The 19144-nt window shown below is 61.3% G+C and carries 16 protein-coding genes; 9 read left to right on the top strand and 7 right to left on the bottom strand.

The window, feature by feature from the left end:
- Positions 1–179: 179 nt before the first annotated feature.
- Entirely contained in the window at positions 180–2444 is a 2265-nt protein-coding gene (rlmKL, locus tag HU730_RS19815; protein WP_034128371.1) for a bifunctional 23S rRNA (guanine(2069)-N(7))-methyltransferase RlmK/23S rRNA (guanine(2445)-N(2))-methyltransferase RlmL, read from the bottom strand.
- 532 nt (positions 2445–2976) lie between these two features.
- Here rlmKL and HU730_RS19810 point away from each other — a divergent pair.
- Positions 2977–3192, top strand: a complete 216-nt coding sequence (locus HU730_RS19810) for a ribosome modulation factor (RefSeq protein ID WP_002553055.1) — start codon at positions 2977–2979, stop codon at positions 3190–3192.
- 127 nt (positions 3193–3319) lie between these two features.
- Here the strand turns inward: HU730_RS19810 and HU730_RS19805 are convergent, their stop codons facing one another.
- The 5 genes from HU730_RS19805 to HU730_RS19785 form a co-directional block, all read right to left on the bottom strand.
- A complete protein-coding gene (locus HU730_RS19805; RefSeq protein ID WP_186526538.1) occupies positions 3320–4339 on the bottom strand; it encodes a quinone-dependent dihydroorotate dehydrogenase in 1020 nt (339 codons plus the stop codon).
- Positions 4340–4424: 85 nt separating this feature from the next.
- Positions 4425–4844, bottom strand: coding sequence for a transglycosylase SLT domain-containing protein (locus HU730_RS19800; protein WP_096143572.1), 420 nt, complete (start codon positions 4842–4844; stop codon positions 4425–4427).
- A 34-nt stretch (positions 4845–4878) separates the two neighbouring features.
- Positions 4879–5268, bottom strand: coding sequence for a winged helix-turn-helix domain-containing protein (locus HU730_RS19795; RefSeq protein WP_054897216.1), 390 nt, complete (start codon positions 5266–5268; stop codon positions 4879–4881).
- Between the two features lie 164 nt (positions 5269–5432).
- Complete coding sequence (locus HU730_RS19790; protein ID WP_060764200.1) at positions 5433–5648, bottom strand: FliM/FliN family flagellar motor switch protein; 216 nt, start codon at positions 5646–5648, stop codon at positions 5433–5435.
- Positions 5649–5662: 14 nt separating this feature from the next.
- The gene (locus HU730_RS19785) at positions 5663–6583 is read right to left on the bottom strand and encodes a secretin N-terminal domain-containing protein (RefSeq protein WP_346345353.1); all 921 of its coding nucleotides are present in this window, start codon (positions 6581–6583) and stop codon (positions 5663–5665) included.
- A 246-nt stretch (positions 6584–6829) separates the two neighbouring features.
- Here HU730_RS19785 and HU730_RS19780 point away from each other — a divergent pair, with 246 nt between their 5' ends.
- From HU730_RS19780 to cobA, 8 genes are all read left to right on the top strand, one after another.
- Complete coding sequence (locus HU730_RS19780) at positions 6830–8029, top strand: CmpA/NrtA family ABC transporter substrate-binding protein (RefSeq protein ID WP_054897187.1); 1200 nt, start codon at positions 6830–6832, stop codon at positions 8027–8029.
- A gap of 13 nt (positions 8030–8042) precedes the next feature.
- A complete protein-coding gene (locus tag HU730_RS19775) occupies positions 8043–8618 on the top strand; it encodes an ANTAR domain-containing protein (protein ID WP_003193274.1) in 576 nt (191 codons plus the stop codon).
- A gap of 146 nt (positions 8619–8764) precedes the next feature.
- Positions 8765–9976: a nitrate/nitrite transporter gene (locus HU730_RS19770; RefSeq protein ID WP_096143548.1), complete on the top strand. Its 1212-nt coding sequence runs from the start codon at positions 8765–8767 to the stop codon at positions 9974–9976.
- The gene (locus tag HU730_RS19765) at positions 9976–11643 is read left to right on the top strand and encodes a bifunctional protein-serine/threonine kinase/phosphatase (protein WP_186526539.1); all 1668 of its coding nucleotides are present in this window, start codon (positions 9976–9978) and stop codon (positions 11641–11643) included. Before HU730_RS19770 ends, HU730_RS19765 begins: the two co-directional genes overlap by 1 nt.
- 232 nt (positions 11644–11875) lie before the next feature.
- The gene (nirB, locus tag HU730_RS19760) at positions 11876–14329 is read left to right on the top strand and encodes a nitrite reductase large subunit NirB (protein WP_186526540.1); all 2454 of its coding nucleotides are present in this window, start codon (positions 11876–11878) and stop codon (positions 14327–14329) included.
- Positions 14326–14643: a nitrite reductase small subunit NirD gene (gene nirD / locus HU730_RS19755; protein ID WP_014719483.1), complete on the top strand. Its 318-nt coding sequence runs from the start codon at positions 14326–14328 to the stop codon at positions 14641–14643. Before nirB ends, nirD begins: the two co-directional genes overlap by 4 nt.
- On the top strand, positions 14643–17351 hold the full coding sequence (locus HU730_RS19750; RefSeq protein ID WP_034128363.1) for a nitrate reductase: 2709 nt from the start codon (positions 14643–14645) through the stop codon (positions 17349–17351). Before nirD ends, HU730_RS19750 begins: the two co-directional genes overlap by 1 nt.
- Before the next feature lie 10 nt (positions 17352–17361).
- The gene (gene cobA / locus HU730_RS19745) at positions 17362–18105 is read left to right on the top strand and encodes a uroporphyrinogen-III C-methyltransferase (protein WP_186526541.1); all 744 of its coding nucleotides are present in this window, start codon (positions 17362–17364) and stop codon (positions 18103–18105) included.
- A 57-nt stretch (positions 18106–18162) separates the two neighbouring features.
- Here the strand turns inward: cobA and HU730_RS19740 are convergent, their stop codons facing one another.
- Positions 18163–19143, bottom strand: coding sequence for an OmpA family protein (locus tag HU730_RS19740; protein ID WP_034128361.1), 981 nt, complete (start codon positions 19141–19143; stop codon positions 18163–18165).
- Between the last annotated feature and the right edge of the window lies 1 nt (position 19144).

Below are 19144 nucleotides of genomic sequence, written 5' to 3'. Positions count from 1 at the left end.
GGCTTAAGTTATAGCCATCGGTCATGGGTTTGACCAGCGCAAAACCGTCAACTGGCTTATTGTGGCGAGGGAGCTTGCTCCCGCTCGGGTGCGAAGCGCCCGCAAGTTTCCGGGGGCCGCTGCGCAGCCCAGCGGGAGCAAGCTCCCTCGCCACAGAAGCTCGCTCCTACAGGGAAAAATCAGCGTGCGGTGATTTTCCAGGCGCGGTGGATCTTGGCATTGCGCGCAAAATCCGGGTCGATGGTCTTGTCGCTGATCTCCTCGACCGCATAGCGTTCGCTGAGGTTGTCCTCCAGCTGGAACTTGCGGAAGTTGTTGGAGAAGTACAGCACGCCACCCGGCGCCAGGCGCGCCATGGCCAGGTCGAGCAACTGCACATGGTCACGCTGCACGTCGAAGATGCCTTCCATGCGCTTGGAGTTGGAGAAGGTCGGCGGGTCGATGAAAATCATGTCGAATTCATCGCGGCTCGCTTCCAGCCACGCCATCACGTCACCCTGTTCCAGGCGGTTCTTGTCGGAGAAGCCGTTGAGGGAGAAATTGCGACGCGCCCAGTCCAGGTAGGTCTTGGACAGGTCGACGCTGGTGGTGCTGCGCGCGCCGCCCTTGGCAGCATGCACACTGGCTGTGGCGGTGTAGCAATACAGATTGAGGAAGCGCTTGCCCGCCGCTTCCTTCTGGATGCGCATGCGCATCGGGCGATGGTCGAGGAACAGGCCGGTGTCCAGGTAATCGGTGAGATTGACCAGCAACTTAACCCCGCCTTCACTGACCTCGGTGAATTTGCCTTGGGCACTCTGACGCTCGTATTGCTTGGTGCCGCTCTGACGCTCACGACGCTTGACCACCACACGGCTCTTGTCGACGTTCAGTGCCTGGGGAATTGCCGCCAGGGCATCGAACATGCGGGCCGAGGCTTTTTCCGGGTCGATGGATTTAGGCGCGGCGTATTCCTGTACGTGCACCCAATCGTGGTACAGGTCGATGGCCATGGAGTATTCAGGCATGTCAGCGTCATACACACGGTAGCAATCCACGCCTTCGCGCTTGGCCCATTTGCCCAACAGCTTGAGGTTCTTCTGCAGACGGTTGGCGAACATCTGCCCGCCTTCGCTCAAGCGCGCCTGTTCCACCACGGGGGCCGGGGCGGGCTTGATCGGGTTGCCGTTCTTGTTGTACTGACGCTCTGCCGGCTCGCTCGGGGCCTGGTCGTAGGCCGCTTGCTCACGTTCGGCCTGACGCTGTTCAGGAGTGCGGCGCTCGCCCGTGACGAACTGATCCGGGTTGACTTTGATCAGCAGCAACTTGCACGGCAATGCGCCGTTCCAGAACGAATACTGTTTGTGGCTACGGATACCCATGCGCTTGCCCAGGTCCGGCGCGCCGGTAAACACCGCCGCTTCCCAGCCCATGCAGGCCTGGCGCAGGCGCTCGCCGAGGTTCTGGTAGAGGTACAACAGGCTGGCTTCATCACCCAGGCGCTCGCCGTAAGGTGGGTTGCAGATGACCAGGCCTTTCTGGTTCTGGTCCGGGCGCGGCTCGAAAGTACCGACTTCGCCTTGGTACACCTTGATCCAATGGCTCAGCCCGGCGCGCTCGATGTTATTGCGAGCAGGCTGGATCAAGCGTGGGTCGGCTTCATAGCCACGCACCCACAACGGCGGCTTGTTCATGCCGATAGCGGCGCGCTCAGTGGCTTCTGCGTGCAGTTTTTTCCACAGCGCCGGGACGTGGCCCAGCCAGGTGGTGAACCCCCACAGTTCACGATTGAGGTTGGGGGCCATGTCGGCGGCGATCATCGCGCCCTCGACCAGAAAGGTACCCACACCGCACATCGGGTCTGTCAGCGCGCCGCCTTCGGCTGCAATACGCGGCCAGCCGGCGCGGATCAGGATCGCCGCCGCCAGGTTTTCCTTCAGCGGTGCCGCGCCCTGCTGCAGACGGTAGCCGCGCTGGTGCAGGCTGTGGCCGGAAAGATCCAGGGACAGGATGGCTTCGCCACGGTCCAGGCGCAGGTGAATGCGCAGGTCAGGGTTGATCTTGTCGATGGATGGACGTTCGCCGGTAGGGGTGCGCAGTTTGTCGACGATCGCATCCTTGACCTTCAGGGCGCCGAAGTGGGTGTTGTCGATGCCCGAGCCGTGCCCGCTGAACTCCACCGCGAGGGTACCGTCGGGAACCATGTGGTCAGCCCATTCGATGTCCAGCACGCCGTGGTAAAGATCTTCGGCGTCCTTCATCGGGAAGCGCTTGAGCACCAGCAACACACGGTTGGCCAGGCGTGACCAGAGACACAGGCGGTAAGCGGTTTCCATGTCGGCCATGCCGCGCACGGCCGAGGTGTGCTCGCGGGCTTCCTCAAGGCCAAGCCCGACGGCTTCCTCGATCAGCAGGCCTTCGAGGCCCTTGGGGCAGGTGAGGAAGAGTTCAAAACGGTCCGACATGGGGCATTCCAGGCTTTTCAGCAATAAGTGAACAGGCGACGCATCGCCGGTTCGGTTTTCAATCAAGCACTTTTCTCGAAGAGTGCTCGCGTGGCACGAATGTGCCGTTCCACCCCGTCTGACGGGCCCTTGAGCCTTTATTGGCGAGGCAGAAGAAGAATGTTGTGCAACAAAAAGAAATATTCCGACCCTTCGTCGAATAATAACCGACTGCAACAGGCGGTCATTCTCACCAAGGGATTAAACCTTTCCTCTGTGCAGGGCACATCATAGCTGGCTTTGCCCTATAAAAGGGGCGAATAACCATCCCAGCTTATGGCTATAGCATCGTTATCGTTACGTGCTTATGACAAAACGATCATTGAATACATGTGACCTATTGGTTAGAACTCAACACAGGTTGGCGCCGTAACGGTGCCGACACATCGGCTCGCCACGCCGGCAGCGAGCCCACCAACGGCAGAAAAACTCTGCCCGGCCTTGGACAAGGCCGAAGGATATCTAGACAGTCAACAAGTGAGGGAAACACCCTATGAGAAGACTTAAGCGTGATCCGTTGGAAAGAGCATTTTTACGCGGATATCAATATGGCGTTCATGGAAAATCCCGTGAGCTTTGCCCATTTACTCTACCGTCGGTACGCCAAGCCTGGATCAACGGCTGGCGAGAAGGACGCGGCGACAACTGGGACGGTATGACTGGCACTGCGGGCATCCACAGACTCAACGAACTTCACGCCGTCGGCTAATCAGGGGCACTTTATTCCGACACACATCTCTGAACGAGTAACGACTTAACCACGCGCGCCCCATCCGGGCGGCGGGCTTCGGCCCAGGGGCTCCTTTATGGAGCCCTTTTTATTGCCCAGCAGATTGTCAGCGCAAGGCAGCGATGGCATCCACCGACTGGCGAATCAATGCCGGGCCTTTGTAGATGAAGCCGGAGTACAACTGCACCAGGCTGGCGCCGGCCGCGATCTTCTCAGCCGCGTGCTTGCCTTCGGTGATACCGCCCACCGCGATGATCGGCAAACGCCCGGCCAACTCGGCCGCCAGCACCTTGACGATATGGGTGCTCTTGTCACGCACTGGCGCGCCCGACAGGCCGCCCGCCTCGTCACCATGGGCCAGGCCTTCGACACCCACGCGGCTGAGGGTGGTATTGGTTGCAATCACCCCGTCCATCCCTGAATCCACCAGGGCCTGGGCCACCAGGACGGTTTCTTCATCGCTCATGTCCGGCGCGATCTTGATGGCCAGGGGCACACGCTTGCCGTGACGCACGGCCAGGTCTTCCTGGCGCTGGCGCAAGGCTTCGAGCAGTTGCTTGAGGGAATCGCCAAATTGCAGGCTGCGCAGGCCCGGAGTGTTGGGCGAGCTGACGTTGACGGTGACATAGCTGGCGTGGGCGTAGACCTTGTCCAGGCATATCAGGTAGTCATCCACCGCACGTTCCACAGGGGTGTCAAAGTTCTTGCCGATGTTGATACCCAGGATGCCGGTGTATTTCGCCGCCTGAACCCGCGACAGCAGGTGGTCGACGCCGAGGTTATTGAAGCCCATGCGATTAATGATCGCCTCCGCTTCCGGCAGGCGGAAAATGCGGGGCTTGGGGTTGCCCGGTTGCGGCCGTGGGGTCACGGTGCCGATTTCGACAAAGCCGAAACCCAACTGCGCAAACCCGTCGATGGCGGCGCCGTTCTTGTCCAGACCGGCTGCCAGCCCGACCGGGTTGGGGAAGTCGAGCCCCATCACCGACACCGGCATTTTCGCCGGTGCCTTGCATACCAGGCCATTGAGCCCCAGGCGGCCACCAGCACCGATCAGGTCCAGGGACAAATCGTGGGAGGTTTCCGGGGAGAGTTTGAACAACAGCTGGCGGGCCAGGTTATACATGGGCGGGCTAGACTCGGATGGCGGTAAAAGGTGGCGGTGATTATAGCCGCGGCGGTGGGTTGCATGCGAGGCGTGACACTCGATCTCATTGACGCTGCGCCATCAAGGCCTCATAGCGCACCCAGATCCTCTCGGCGTAGCGCAGGCGTAATGCCTCACGCTGAGGGCCGGGACCGGGCCCAACGTTGTAAGCGCCCACTGCCGTCCAGTTGTAGCCAAAACGCTGTATAAAATCGGCAAGAATCGAGGCGCCTACTTCCACCGACAGGCAAGGTTCGTTCAACAACCGCTCTTCGGTAATACCCTGCTTGAGCAAACGAGGCAGGTGAATGCTGTTTATCTGCATCAAGCCAATATCCCGTGTGCCGTTTCGGTTGCTGTAGTTCATCGCTTGCGCACGGTAACCCGACTCGACTGAGGCGATAGCCTGCAGTAACTCTGGCTCGAGATCGTAGCGGCTGGCCGCCTCTTCCCAGCAATAGGCCCATGCCGGGTTACAGCCCATCAGCACACTGAACAACAGGCCTCTGCCCCCGACCCTAACTTTTAACATTACTGGCCTGACCACAGACGGCGCACAGGTGCAGGACAGCCCTCGGTTGATCACCCACCCGTACCGGGCATGTAAAGCGATAGCCCTTGCCATAAATAGTCTTGATAAAGCCTTTGTCGGCCCTCAAATGCTTGCGCAGGGAATAAATACAACGCGTAAGTGACTCATCGGCTACCTCGCCCCGAGGCCAGGCCAGTTCCAGCAAGCGGTCCTTGGTCATCAGTGCGCCACCGGAGGCCAGCAGCAACCTCAGCACCTGCCCCTCCTTGGGAGGCAGCTGTATATCCGCATCCGCGCCTATCAAACGACCATCGCCGTGCAAGGTCCAGCGAGCGAAGACCAGGGATGCCGCCGCTTCTTGCGTCACGACGGCCATACGCACCTCTGTATCGACTACTGACATTCAAATCCTTACTGTGTGAACCGGCTCACCTGCCATTGGCACGACTATAAAAACCGCCCCGCAGACTCGCGTTAGGAAAAAACCCATTCAATGGTTTTTTTTGGGCCGCTGCCGGTCAGACAAATCGCTTGCACCCCTTATCGCGACTGCCACTCCTGGAAAGTCTCCTGCAACTCAACCCCTAGCCGGTCCTCCAACTGCACCAACTCACCTAACGCCATCAATTGTCCATTGACCCGCACCTCCACACATCGTGTGACGCCTGGGTCCAAGGGCAGCACTTTTCCCGGCGCGAACGCGGCCAAACGCTTGCGGCTGATCAATTGCTCCTGCAGCAGTATTTCCAGGTGCATGGACAAATGCCTTTTCAGGGGGAAAACTCGCGCTCCGTCCGTAGGAACGCACGTTGCACACGCTCATATTGCGCGGCGGTCAACTGAGGTGGCCCGGCCTGCGAGTAGCCACCACCGGCATGCGCCTGCCCTGGCAAGGTTTCATTCAGCACCTGGGCCACATCCAGCTCGGCCAGCAGTTTCTCGATAACTTTCACCTGGGCAGGCGAGCCCTTGATCAACACACTGTTGGTATCCGGATAGGCCAGCAACGCAAGGCGGCCGTCGGCCAACTGGACCCTCTGCGCCTGGGATAGCCGGGCATGGATCATCGAGAGCATGCCTGGTACCAGGCCCCTGTTGGTACCCACGCCGTGCCGGTGATCTTCCACCGGGAAATTGACCACTTGCACCACGCCAAATGCAGGCGGGCGCTCTGGCGCCTTGCGAGGGGGCCGATCCATCAGTTGCGTCAGCCGCAATATATGATCGACATAGCTGGGAGGCCCGGACACGTAGAACATGCGCGCCCCGTTTGCGCGCAGCGGATAACGCGGCTCATCCAGCCCTGCACGTCGCATGATGCCACGCAGCCTGTCGACACTAATATGTTGCAGCGCCACCGCCGAGCTTCTCGCTTCGTCGGCAGCGTAGACGTGCAACACTTGGCCATCGCTGTGCCAGATCAAGCCTTCGCGCGCGGCGAGCGTTTCAATGACCTGTTGCGGCGCCGCAAAATCGAACGCTCCGCTCACCTGCCTACTAGCCACGGCACGGCTGGTCACCACGGGCAGGCCCAATGACACAGACAACGCAGCAAAGAAAGCCGGCAGCCCCTCATCCTGTGCCTGGTACACCTCGCCACAGGCCGTGCGACTGCCCAGCAACAGCGCGGCGCACAGCAGCACGCTGTACAGCCAGCGGCAATTGAGGGTTGCGAGGAAATCAGCGTGCACCGTGGGAATGCCTGGCGGTCTGGCCTGAGGAAGCGGCCATACTGCGAGGCGCACGAGGTTCAATCATGATGGAAAGTTGACGGCCAGTTGCACCGGCCCACCCATGGCATGTGCCTTGCTATGCACTCTGTATCAGGCTCGCACCAACGGCGGTACGGGCCTACGGACAGAGGCGTCGTTTCCCTGCAATGGCCTGTAACGCCAGCCTGGGAAACGGCGCTTTTTTTTCAGAAAAGGCAGGTATTGATGAACGATCCGCTGGCTTGGGTACACGGCAGCGATGCCCCGGAAAAGAGCAGCCTGGACCTTGGGTTCATGGCCCTGACCGATTGCGCCTCGTTGGTGGTCGCCGCCACCCAGGGCTTCGCCCAACCTTACGGCCTCACACTCAACCTCAAGCGCCAGGCGTCCTGGGCCAACCTGCGCGATAAGCTGGTCAGCGGTGAACTCGACGCCGCCCACAGTCTCTACGGGCTGATCTATGCCGTACACCTGGGCATCGGCGGCGTCGCCGCCAGCCCCATGGCAGTGCTGATGGGGCTGAACCAGAATGGCCAGGGCATCAACCTGTCCCACGGCCTGCAACAGCAAGGCGTGATCACTCCTGAGGCGTTGAAAGGCCATGTGCACCAAAGCCGGACAAAACTGACCTTCGCTCAGACGTTTCCCACCGGCACCCATGCCATGTGGTTGTACTACTGGCTGGCGAGCCAAGGCATTCATCCATTGCAGGATGTGAACAGTGTGGTGGTGCCGCCGCCGCAAATGGTGGCGCACCTGCAAGCCGGACGCATCGACGGACTTTGCGTGGGTGAACCCTGGTGCGCCAGCGCAGTGCAACAAAACCAGGGCTTTACCCTGGCGACCAGCCAGGCAATCTGGCCGGACCACCCGGAAAAAGTCCTGGGCTGCACCCAAGCCTTCGCTGACGCGTACCCCAATACCGCACGCGTACTGGTCATGGCGATCCTCGAGGCCAGCCGGTTTATCGAGCAGAGCCGTGAAAACCGCCGCTCTACCGCCCAGTTGCTCAGTGCCAGTGAATACCTCGACGCACCTGTGGCCTGCATCGAACCGCGCCTGCTGGGGCACTATGACGATGGCCTGGGCAACCACTGGCAGGATCCCCATGCACTGCGCTTTTTCGCCGACGGCGAGGTGAACCTGCCTTACCTCAGCGATGGCATGTGGTTCATGACCCAGTTCCGGCGCTGGGGCTTGCTGCGGGAAGACCCTGACTACCTGGGAGTTGCCCGGCAAGTTCAGCAATTGGCACTGTATCGCCAGGCTGCCGAGGCGCTGGGCATTAACGCAGGCGACTCGGACATGCGCCGCAGCCAGTTGCTCGACGGCAAGACCTGGGACGGCAGCGACCCCGCTGGCTACGCCCGCAGCTTCCACCTGCATGCCCTGGCCGATGATGCCAATCGCCAAGCGCTGCGCTGACAGGAGCCCGACGATGCTGCGAATCCTGTTGATCAACGACACCCCGCGCAAGGTCGGGCGCCTCAAGGCCGCATTGACCGAGGCCGGCTTCGAGGTGATCGATGAGTCCGGCTTGACCATCGACCTGCCCGCACGCGTCGAAACAGTGCGTCCTGATGTGATCCTGATCGATACCGAGTCACCCGGGCGCGATGTGATGGAGCAAGTGGTGCTGGTCAGCCGCGATCAGCCACGGCCCATCGTGATGTTCACCGACGAGCACGACCCGAATGTAATGCGCCAGGCCATCAAGTCTGGCGTCAGTGCCTATATCGTCGAAGGTATCCAGGCCCAGCGCCTGCAACCGATCCTCGATGTGGCCATGGCGCGCTTCGAGAGTGACCAGGCCCTGCGCGCCCAGCTTCATGCCCGCGACCAGCAACTGGCCGAACGCAAGCGCATCGAGTTGGCCAAGGGCCTGCTGATGAAGATGAAGAGCTGCAACGAGGAAGAGGCCTACACCCTGATGCGCCGCCAGGCCATGAGCCGTCAACAGAAACTGATCCAGGTGGCGGAGCAGATTATTGCCATGAGCGAGTTGCTCGGCTGATCTGGCTCAGCTCTTGCTAAAGAATTATCACAGGTAGCCAACGGCGGTTGCCCCCTCACGACAAAGACGTCGCCCACCCGGTTTGCCCTCGCGAACCCGGTGGCGGCGTTTTTTCGTTTCTAGACCCCCAACCGTTGAGGTGCGTGATGAAATCAAGCTTCTGGAAATCCGGGCACACCCCGACCCTGTTTGCCGCGTTCCTGTATTTCGACCTGAGCTTCATGGTCTGGTACCTGCTGGGCCCCCTGGCGGTGCAGATTGCCGCTGATTTGCACCTGACCACCCAACAGCGCGGCCTGGTGGTGGCCACCCCAATCCTGGCGGGCGCGGTACTGCGCTTCTTGATGGGGATGCTGGCTGACAAGCTGTCGCCCAAGACCGCCGGGCTGATTGGCCAGGTGATTGTGATCGTGGCGCTGTTCTGCGCCTGGAAACTGGGGGTCCACAGCTACGAACAAGCGCTGCTGCTAGGCATGTTCCTGGGCATGGCCGGTGCGTCCTTCGCGGTCGCCCTGCCTTTGGCGTCACAGTGGTACCCCGCGGAGCACCAGGGCAAGGCTATGGGCATCGCCGGCGCCGGTAACTCCGGCACCGTGTTTGCGGCGTTGCTGGCGCCCGTGCTGGCGGCCGCCTTTGGTTGGAGCAATGTATTCGGCTTTGCGCTGATCCCACTGGTGCTGACCCTGATCGTATTCGCCTGGCTTGCGCGCAATGCGCCTGAACGGCCGAAAGCCAAATCCATGGCCGACTACTTCAAGGCCCTGGGCGACCGCGACAGCTGGTGGTTCATGTTTTTCTACAGCGTGACCTTCGGCGGGTTTATCGGCCTGGCCAGCGCCCTGCCCGGCTACTTCAACGACCAGTACGGCCTGAGCCCGGTGACCGCCGGCTATTACACCGCCGCCTGTGTGTTCGGTGGCAGCCTGATGCGCCCATTGGGTGGCGCTCTGGCAGACCGATTCGGCGGGATCAAGACCCTGCTCGGCATGTATAGCGTGGCGGTGATCTGCATTGCGGCAGTGGGGTTCAACTTGCCCAGCTCCTACGCAGCGCTGGCGCTTTTTGTCTGCACCATGCTCGGCCTGGGCGCCGGCAATGGCGCAGTATTCCAACTGGTGCCGCAGCGTTTTCGCAGTGAGATCGGCGTCATGACCGGCCTGATCGGCATGGCCGGTGGCATCGGTGGCTTCGCCCTTGCGGCGGGCATGGGCGCCATCAAGCAGAGTACTGGCAGCTATCAACTGGCCCTGTGGTTGTTCGCCAGCCTCGGTGTGTTGGCCTGGTTCGGCCTGCATGGGGTGAAACGGCGCTGGAGAACCACCTGGGGTTCGGCCGCCGTGACCGCCGCCCGCGTCTGATGAGCCTGCAACTGAGCGTCGCCCAGGCCAGTGCCATCGGCCCGCGCAGCGAGAACCAGGACGCGCTGCGGGTGGTCACGCCCATGGCGGAGCTGGCCGCGAGCAAAGGCTACCTGTGCGCACTGGCCGACGGCGTCAGCCAGTGCGCCGACGGTGGCCTGGCCGCACGCTCGACCCTGCAGGCCCTGGCCCTGGACTACTACGCTACGCCACAGACCTGGGGCGTGGCCCAAGCGCTGGAGCGCTTGTTACTGGCGCAGAATCGCTGGTTGCAAGCCAACGGCGGCGGCCAACCGTTGCTCACCACCCTCAGCGCCCTGGTGTTTCGCGGCCAACGCTTCACCCTGGCCCATGTCGGTGATTGCCGGGCGTATCGTTGGCTTGACGGAGAGTTGCAACGCATCAGCGAAGACCATGTGTGGGAACAGCCGGGCATGCAACATGTGCTCAAGCGCGCCCTCGGCCTGGATCAGCATCTGGTGCTGGATTTCCTCGATGGCCCATTGCGCGAGGGCGAGTGTTTCCTGCTACTCAGCGATGGGGTGTGGGCCACGCTGGGCGATCACAGCATCGGCGCGATCCTGCGCGAACAAAGCGACCTCGAGCTGGCCGTCAACACCCTGGTCAACGCCGCCCACCTGGCGGGTAGTCAAGACAACGCCAGCGCCTTGCTGGTGCGCATCGATCAACTCGGCGCGGCCACCCTCGGCGACGCCTTGGTGCAGTTGCAGCAATGGCCACTGCCGCCACCGCTGAAAGTCGGGCAAACCTTTGAAGGCTGGCAGGTGCAAAGCGTGCTGGCGCAGAGTCGGCAGTCGTTGCTGTACCGCGTGCACGACGCCCAGGGGCAACCCTGGCTGCTCAAGACCTTGCCGTTGCGTTGCGACGATACCGACGCCGCCCAGGCCTTGTTATCGGAGGAATGGTTTCTGCGCCGGGTCGCCGGCCGGGCCTTTCCCGAAGTGCATGCCGCCAGTGGCCGTCAGCATTTGTACTACGTGATGCGCGAATACGCCGGGCAAACCCTGGCCCAACTGTTCCAACAACAGGGCCCGCTGCCGTTGGCACAATGGCAGTCGATTGCCGAACGCTTGCTGCGCGCCGTGGGCCTGTTGCATCGCCGGCAGATCCTGCACCGCGACATCAAGCCAGAAAACCTGCTGCTGGGAGAAGATGGCGAACTGCGGGTGCTGGACTTCGGCCTGGCCTATTGCCCCGGGCTCTCCGAGGACCGTGCGCAACTGCTGCCCGGCACCCCCAGTTTCATCGCGCCCGAGGCGTTCGCTGGCGAGCAGCCTACGGCACAACAGGACTTATATAGCGTCGGCGTGACCTTGTATTACCTGCTGACTGGGCATTACCCCTACGGTGAAATCGAGGCCTTCCAACGGCCCAGGTTTTCCCAACCCGTCAGCGCCAGCCGTTATCGCCCCGACTTGCCGGAATGGTTGCCACACAGCCTGGAACGAGCGGTGACCGCTGTCTCTGCCCAACGTTATGAAACCGCCGAAGAATGGCTGTTGGTGCTGGAGCAGGCCGATCGCCGCGAATTGAGCGTACGCCCACGCCCTTTGCTCGAACGCGAACCCTTGAAAGTCTGGCAGACCCTGGCGTTGGCTTCGCTGCTACTCAATCTGGTGCTGCTGTACTGGCTGATGCACCACTAACGGGCAGAATGCGCCGACTCTCTGTGTAAACGCTCAGTAAACCTGGGCTATAGGGACTTGGCACAGCTGCTGCATTAACGTTCCCAACACCCCACATATAGCCGCTCCTTCAACGACGAAGGGCCGAGCTTCCCGAGAGAACGGGACCAGGACAAAGGCGTCCTCGCTAGCTGACTAGCGGGGATGCCTTTTTTGTTTGCGCACGATTTGTCGAGCCATTGCGGAGAACGACATGAAAAAACTCAAACTGGTGATGATCGGCAACGGCATGGCCGGGGTTCGCACCCTTGAAGAACTGCTCAAGCTGAGCAACGAGCTGTACGACATCACCGTGTTCGGCGCCGAGCCTCACACCAACTACAACCGCATCCTGCTGTCGCCGGTACTGGCCGGTGAGCAAACCTTCGAAGAGATCGTGCTCAACGACCTGGATTGGTACCTGGACAACAACGTCAAGTTGCTGCTCAACCGCAAAGTGGTGCAGATCGACCGGGTCAAGCGCAAAGTCATCGCCGAAGACGGCACCGAGGCCGAATATGACCGCCTGCTGATCGCTACCGGGTCCACGCCGTTTATCCTGCCAATTCCCGGCAACAGCTTGCAGGGCGTGATTGGTTACCGCGACATTGCCGACACCCAGGCGATGATCGACACCGCCAAGACCCACAAGCATGCGGTGGTGATCGGCGGCGGCCTGCTCGGCCTGGAAGCGGCCAACGGCCTGATGCTGCGCGGCATGCACGTGACGGTGGTGCACATCGGTGAATGGCTGCTGGAGCGGCAACTGGACAAGACCAGCGGCCAGCTACTGCAAACCGAACTGGAAAGTCGCGGCCTGGTGTTCCGCCTGTGCGAGCAAACCCAGTCCCTGCACGATGCTGGCAATGGCCGCGTCGGCTCGGTGCAGTTCAAGAATGGCGACATCATCCCCGCCGACCTGGTGGTGATGGCTGCCGGCATCCGCCCCAATACCGAACTCGCGGAAAAGTCCGGCATCCCCTGCAACCGTGGGATCCTGGTCAACGACACAATGCAAACCTACGACCCGCGTATCTATGCGATCGGTGAATGCGCCAGCCATCGCGGCATCGCCTATGGCCTGGTGGCACCCTTGTTCGAACAGGCCAAGGTCTGCGCCAACCACCTGGCCCAATTGGGCTTTGCCACTTACAAGGGCTCGGTGACCTCGACCAAGCTGAAAGTCACCGGCATCGACCTGTTCTCCGCCGGCGACTTCATGGGCGGCGAAGGCACCGAAACCATCACGCTCTCCGACCCGATTGGCGGCGTGTACAAGAAGCTGGTGATCAAGGACGACATCTTGGTCGGCGCCTGCCTGTACGGCGATACCGCCGATGGCGGCTGGTATTTCCGCCAGATCCGTGAGAACCACGCCATCGGTGAAATCCGCGATCATCTGATGTTCGGTGAAAATGCACTCGGCGATGTCGGCCACCAAGGCCAGGACAAAGCCATGAGCATGGCCGACAGCGCCGAAGTCTGCGGCTGCAACGGCGTGCGCAAGGGCACCATCGTCAAGGCGATCCAGGAACAAGGGCTGTTCAGTGTCGATGAGGTGAAAAAACACACCAAGGCCGCCAGTTCCTGCGGCTCCTGTGCCGGGCTGGTCGAGCAGATCCTGATCAACACCGTGGGCGGCGCCGCCGACGTCAAACCCAAAAGTGAAAAAGCCATCTGTGGCTGCAGCGACCTCAACCACGGGCAGATCCGCCAGGCCATCCGCGAGCAGCACCTGCTGACCATCGACAGCACCATGCGTTACCTGAACTGGCGCACCCCCAATGGCTGCGCCACCTGCCGCCCGGCCCTCAACTACTACCTGATCTCCACCTGGCCCGGTGAAGCCAAGGACGACCCGCAATCGCGGCTGATCAACGAACGGGCCCACGCCAATATTCAAAAAGACGGCACCTACTCTGTGGTCCCACGGATGTGGGGCGGCGTGACCAATCCTTCGGAGTTGCGCCGCATCGCCGATGTGGCCGACAAGTACAACGTGCCGATGGTCAAGGTTACCGGCGGCCAACGAATTGACTTGCTCGGTATCAAGAAGCAGGACTTGCCAGGGGTATGGAAGGACCTGGATATGCCGTCCGGGCATGCCTATGGCAAATCCATCCGCACCGTCAAAACCTGTGTGGGCAGCGAGTTCTGCCGGTTTGGCACGCAGAACTCGACGCAACTGGGCATCGAGCTGGAGCATGACCTGTTCAACATGTGGTCGCCTCACAAGGTCAAGTTGGCGGTCTCCGGGTGCCCACGCAACTGCTCGGAAGCGGGCATCAAGGACGTAGGCATTATCGGTGTCGACTCGGGCTGGGAGATGTACATCGGTGGCAACGGCGGGATCAAGACCGAAGTCGCGGAGTTCTTCGTCAAGGTGAAAACCGCCGAGGAAGTACGCGAATACAACGGCGCATTCCTGCAGCTATACCGCGAAGAAGCCTTCTACCTGGAGCGCACCGTGCACTACCTGCAGCGGGTGGGCATGGAGCATATCAAGAAGGCTGTGCTGGAAGACCCGGCCCGCCGCCAGGCCCTCAATGAGCGTTTGCAGTTCTCGTTGTCATTCGAGCAGGACCCGTGGAAAGAACGCCTGGAACAGCCGCTGCTGAAAAAGGAATTCGACGTGATCCCCGTCAAACAACTGGAGGTCTCGCTATGAACTGGCTGGATATCTGCGCGCTCGATGAAATCAACGCCCTGGGCTCGCGCATCATCAGCGGGCCGAAAGGTGACATTGCGATTTTTCGCACCAGTGACGATGAAGTCTTTGCCCTCGACGACCGCTGCCCACACAAAGGCGGGCCGCTGTCCCAAGGCTTGATCTACGGCAAGCGGGTGGCCTGCCCGCTGCACAACTGGCAGATCGACCTGGCGACTGGCCAAGCCCAGGCCCCGGATATCGGCTGCGCCCACCATCATCAGGCCCGGGTCGAAAACGGCCGGGTGATGCTGGCCCTGCGGGACGCGGGTTGATGAACCGCCAGACCACCGCGTCCACCTGTTGTTATTGCGGGGTGGGCTGCGGCGTGCTGATCGAGCATGACGGCGAACAGATCGTGGGGGTGCAAGGCGACCCCAGCCATCCGGCCAACTTCGGCAAGTTGTGCAGCAAAGGCGCGAGCCTGCACCTGACCGGCGACTTGAGCGCCCGCGCTCTTTACCCGCAATTGCGCTTGGGCAAAGAACTGGCGCGCACCCGCACCGACTGGGACACTGCCCTGGACCACGCGGCCAACGTGTTCGCCGATACCATTGCCGAACACGGGCCCGACAGTGTGGCGTTCTATATCTCCGGGCAACTGCTGACCGAGGACTACTACAGCTTCAACAAGCTGGCCCGCGCATTGGTGGGCACCAATAATATCGACAGCAATTCTCGGCTGTGCATGTCTTCGGCGGTGGTCGGCTACAAGCGCAGCCTGGGCGCCGATGCGCCGCCGTGCAGCTATGAAGACCTGGAAAACAGCGACTGCGTGATGATCGTCGGCAGCAATATGGCCTACGCCCACCCGGTATTGTTCCGACGCCTGGAGCAAGCCAAGGCGCAACGCCCGCAGATGAAAGTGCTGGTGATTGACCCTCGGCGTACCGACACCTGCGACTTGGCCGACCTGCACTTGGCCATCTTGCCGGGAACGGATGTGGCGTTGTTCCACGGGATTTTGCATTTACTGCTGTGGGAAGACTGGATCGACTGTGCGTTTATCCAGGCCCATACCGACGGCCTGGCCGAACTCAAGCGCCTGGTGCATGACTACACGCCACAGATGGTCACGCAGCTGTGCGGCATCAGCGTCGAACAACTGCGCCTGTGCGCGCAGTGGGTCGGCACCTCCAGCAGCTTTTTGTCGCTGTGGTGCATGGGGCTTAACCAATCCACCGCCGGCAGCGCCAAAAACAGCGCGTTGATCAACCTGCATCTAGCCACGGGGACCATTGGCCGGCCGGGCTGCGGGCCGTTTTCCCTGACCGGCCAACCGAACGCCATGGGCGGGCGCGAAACCGGTAGCCTGTCCAACTTGCTGCCGGGCCACCGCGAAGCGGCCAACCCTGAACACCGCGCTGAAGTAGCGGCCTATTGGGGCGTGGAACAACTGCCCGCGACTACGGGCCTTACCGCCATCGAACTGTTTGAACAGGTGCAGGCTGGCAAGATCAAGGCGTTGTGGATCGCCTGTACCAACCCAGCCCAATCGCTGCCCGACCAGAACGCGGTGCGCGCCGCTTTGGCAGCGTGCCCGTTCGTGGTGTTGCAGGAAGCGTTTCGTACCACCGAAACCGCCGCCTATGCCGACCTGCTACTGCCCGCCGCCAGTTGGGGTGAAAAAGACGGCACGGTGACCAACTCCGAGCGGCGTATTTCCCACGTGCGCCGTGCCATCAACCCACCGGGTGAAGCACGCGCGGATTGGGCGATCACGGTGGATTTCGCACAGCGCCTGGAGCGTCGTCTGCGTCCGGGGTTGCCGAGCCTGTTCGCCTTTGAGCAAGCGGCGCAGCTGTTTGATGAATTCAAGTCACTGACCCAAGGTCGTGACCTGGATATGTCCGGCATCAGCCACGCCCTGCTCGACCGGCTCGGCCCGCAGCAGTGGCCCTTTCCCGAGGGTGCGCAAGCGGGTACGTCGCGCCTGTACACCGACGGCATTTTCCCTACTGACACGGGCCGGGCGCGATTTGTCGCCGAGCCTTACCGCGCCGCCAAGGAACAGCGCGATGCGCGATTCCCCCTGACCCTGATCACCGGTCGCCTGCGTGATCAATGGCACGGGATGAGCCGCACCGGCACGGCAGCGCAGCTGTTCGGGCACGTCAGTGAAGCATTGTTGAGCCTGCATCCGGATGAGCTACGCCGCCACCGCTTCAAAGAGGGTGACCTAGTCAGCCTGAAAAGCCGTCGCGGCAGCGTGATCGTCGCCGTCGGCAGCGATGACAGTGTGCGTCCCGGCCAAGCGTTTCTGCCCATGCACTGGGGCGACCGCTTTCTCAAGGGCGGCGTCAATACCCTCACTCAACCGGCGTTCGACCCTTTGTCCAAGCAGCCGGAGCTCAAGCACAGCGGTGTGCGCCTGGAAGCAGTGCAACTGCCGTGGCAGCTGTTTGCGCTGATCGAAGGCGATGTACAGCAGCACTTCGAAGCCTTGCGCCCACTGTGTGAAACCTTTGCCTACGTCAGCCTGAGCCTGGCTGGCCGTGAACGCCCCGCGTTGCTGGTGCGCGCCGCGCATACCGAGGCGCCCGACCTGCAACTCTTGACCCGTATCGACCACCTGCTGGGCCTCAACGACGGCCCGGTAATGGCCTATGACGATCCGCGCCGCTCAATCGGCAAGCGCGTAAAAATCGAGAAAGGTCGCATCACCGCCCTGCGCCTGGCCGGCGAAACCCTGGCCCGTCACTGGCTGCAAAGCCTGTGGCTGGAAGGCCGGGCCGACGAGCAACTGCGGCGCTGGTTACTGGCGCCCTTGAGCGCGCCGCCGGGCGGTACCACGGCCAGCAACAAGATTGTGTGCAACTGCAAGAACGTCAGCGAAAACGCCGTGTGTGCCGGTATCGGCAGCGGCCTGGACCTGAATGGCCTCAAACAGGCCCTGGGCTGCGGCACCCAATGCGGCTCCTGCGTGCCGGAAATCAAACGTCTTTTGGCCAGCAACCCGCAGCCAATCGCCATCAGTGTTTAAGGGGAACAACATGAGCGCAAAAGTGTGGCTGGTAGGCGCAGGACCGGGTGACCCGGAGTTGCTGACCCTGAAAGCGGTCCGGGCTCTGCAGGCAGCGGACGTCGTGCTGATTGATGATCTGGTCAACCCGACAGTACTGGAACACTGCACCAGAGCTCGGGTAATTACCGTCGGCAAGCGCGGGGGATGTCGTTCTACCCCGCAGGATTTTATTCACCGCCTGATGTTGCGTTATGCACGCCAGGGCAAGTGCGTGGTACGCCTTAAAGGCGGTGACCCGTGTATTTTTGGCCGCGGTGGCGAGGAGGCAACCTGGCTGCGCGAGCGTGGAATCGAGGTGGAATTGGTCAATGGCATCACCTCAGGGCTGGCCGGGGCGACCCAGTGTGACATCCCTTTGACCTTGCGCGGGGTGAGCCGTGGAGTGACCTTGGTCACCGCGCATACCCAGGATGACAGTAGCTTGAACTGGCGTGCGCTGGCGGAGGGTGGAACCACGCTGGTGGTGTATATGGGCGTGGCGAAGCTGGAAGAAATCCGCGAACAGCTGCTCAACGGCGGCATGGCTGCGGATATGCCGGTGGCAATGATCGAAAACGCTTCATTGCCCCAGCAACGCGAATGCCGCAGCTCCCTGGCGGCCATGCATGAAGCTGCAAAAGCCTTTGCACTGAAGAGCCCGGCCATCCTGGTGATTGGCCAGGTTGCCGGCGCCTCACAGATGGCTAGCATCGCCGCTGCGGCAAGCGCCTGAGGCAAATCGCAGGCGAAAAAAAGCCCGGCCTGAGCCGGGCTTTTCTTTACTCAGTAATTACTGAGCTTGAGCTTCAACCGACGCTTCTACGCGACGGTTAACAGCGCGACCAGCTTCAGTTGCGTTGTCAGCAACTGGGCGGGATTCGCCGTAACCAACAGCAGTTACACGGCTAGGAGCAACGCCGTCTTTAACCAGGACTTGCTTAACAGCGTCAGCACGACGCTGGGACAGCTTCTGGTTGTAAGCGTCTGGACCGACGGAGTCAGTGTGACCAGCAACTTCTACGTTGGTAGCTGGGTACTGAGCCATGAAGTCGGCCAGGTTTTTAACGTCGCCGTAGCTGTTAGGCTTAACAACGGCCTTGTCGAAGTCGAACTTAACGTCCAGCTCAACACGAACAACCTGAGCAACCGGAGCTTCTGGCTCTGGAACTGGCTCTGGAGCTGGTGCTGGGGTAGGAGCTGGAGCAGCTGCGCCAGCGTTACCGCCGAAGTTCACGCCCAGGCCAACCAGTGCGGAGTAGTCCCACTTGCCGTTGTCCAGACCGTAGTCAGCTTCAACACCAGCACGAGCGTACAGGTTGTTGGTGAAGTAGTACTTCACGCCGGTACCGATGGTAGCGAAAGTGGTCTGGTCGCGACCGCTGTGGCCGTCAGCCTGAACGTTGGTACGGCTCTGGTGGCCGAAACCGCCTTCAACGTATGGACGCAGGCTATCAACGCCAGCCTGACCGAAGTGGTACTGAGCAACGAGGCTGCCAGTGTCACCTTTGATCTTCTGGTTGCCAGTGCCGTCGTTCGAACGGGTGTGGTTGGTCTTGTCGTACGACAGATTCAACGACAGATCGTCGGTCAGGAAGTAACCAATGCGAGCGCCTGGATTGAAGCCGTCTTCGATGTGCTTAACGCTATCGTTGTACTGCTTCTTGTAGAACAGCTCGCCTTCAACTGCGCCTTGGCCTTGTGCCAGAACGCCGAAAGAAGTAGCGGCAATAAGAGAACCAATGGCCAAGCCCAAGGTGTTTTTCAGTTTCATC

This window comes from Pseudomonas sp. SWRI22 (assembly GCF_014268395.2).
Classification (GTDB): domain Bacteria; phylum Pseudomonadota; class Gammaproteobacteria; order Pseudomonadales; family Pseudomonadaceae; genus Aquipseudomonas; species Aquipseudomonas paracarnis.
Note: the sequence above shows the minus strand (reverse complement) of the source record. Positions and strands in the feature narration are given on the sequence as shown.

What these genes read in the sequence shown, in the direction of transcription:
- rlmKL (WP_034128371.1), bottom strand. Translation starts at nt 2,444, where the DNA reads ATGTCGGACCGTTTTGAACTCTTCCTCACCTGCCCCAAGGGCCTCGAA.
- HU730_RS19810 (WP_002553055.1), top strand. Translation starts at nt 2,977, where the DNA reads ATGAGAAGACTTAAGCGTGATCCGTTGGAAAGAGCATTTTTACGCGGA.
- HU730_RS19805 (WP_186526538.1), bottom strand. Translation starts at nt 4,339, where the DNA reads ATGTATAACCTGGCCCGCCAGCTGTTGTTCAAACTCTCCCCGGAAACC.
- HU730_RS19800 (WP_096143572.1), bottom strand. Translation starts at nt 4,844, where the DNA reads ATGGGCTGTAACCCGGCATGGGCCTATTGCTGGGAAGAGGCGGCCAGC.
- HU730_RS19795 (WP_054897216.1), bottom strand. Translation starts at nt 5,268, where the DNA reads ATGGCCGTCGTGACGCAAGAAGCGGCGGCATCCCTGGTCTTCGCTCGC.
- HU730_RS19790 (WP_060764200.1), bottom strand. Translation starts at nt 5,648, where the DNA reads ATGCACCTGGAAATACTGCTGCAGGAGCAATTGATCAGCCGCAAGCGT.
- HU730_RS19780 (WP_054897187.1), top strand. Translation starts at nt 6,830, where the DNA reads ATGAACGATCCGCTGGCTTGGGTACACGGCAGCGATGCCCCGGAAAAG.
- HU730_RS19775 (WP_003193274.1), top strand. Translation starts at nt 8,043, where the DNA reads ATGCTGCGAATCCTGTTGATCAACGACACCCCGCGCAAGGTCGGGCGC.
- HU730_RS19770 (WP_096143548.1), top strand. Translation starts at nt 8,765, where the DNA reads ATGAAATCAAGCTTCTGGAAATCCGGGCACACCCCGACCCTGTTTGCC.
- HU730_RS19765 (WP_186526539.1), top strand. Translation starts at nt 9,976, where the DNA reads ATGAGCCTGCAACTGAGCGTCGCCCAGGCCAGTGCCATCGGCCCGCGC.
- nirB (WP_186526540.1), top strand. Translation starts at nt 11,876, where the DNA reads ATGAAAAAACTCAAACTGGTGATGATCGGCAACGGCATGGCCGGGGTT.
- nirD (WP_014719483.1), top strand. Translation starts at nt 14,326, where the DNA reads ATGAACTGGCTGGATATCTGCGCGCTCGATGAAATCAACGCCCTGGGC.
- HU730_RS19750 (WP_034128363.1), top strand. Translation starts at nt 14,643, where the DNA reads ATGAACCGCCAGACCACCGCGTCCACCTGTTGTTATTGCGGGGTGGGC.
- cobA (WP_186526541.1), top strand. Translation starts at nt 17,362, where the DNA reads ATGAGCGCAAAAGTGTGGCTGGTAGGCGCAGGACCGGGTGACCCGGAG.
- HU730_RS19740 (WP_034128361.1), bottom strand. Translation starts at nt 19,143, where the DNA reads ATGAAACTGAAAAACACCTTGGGCTTGGCCATTGGTTCTCTTATTGCC.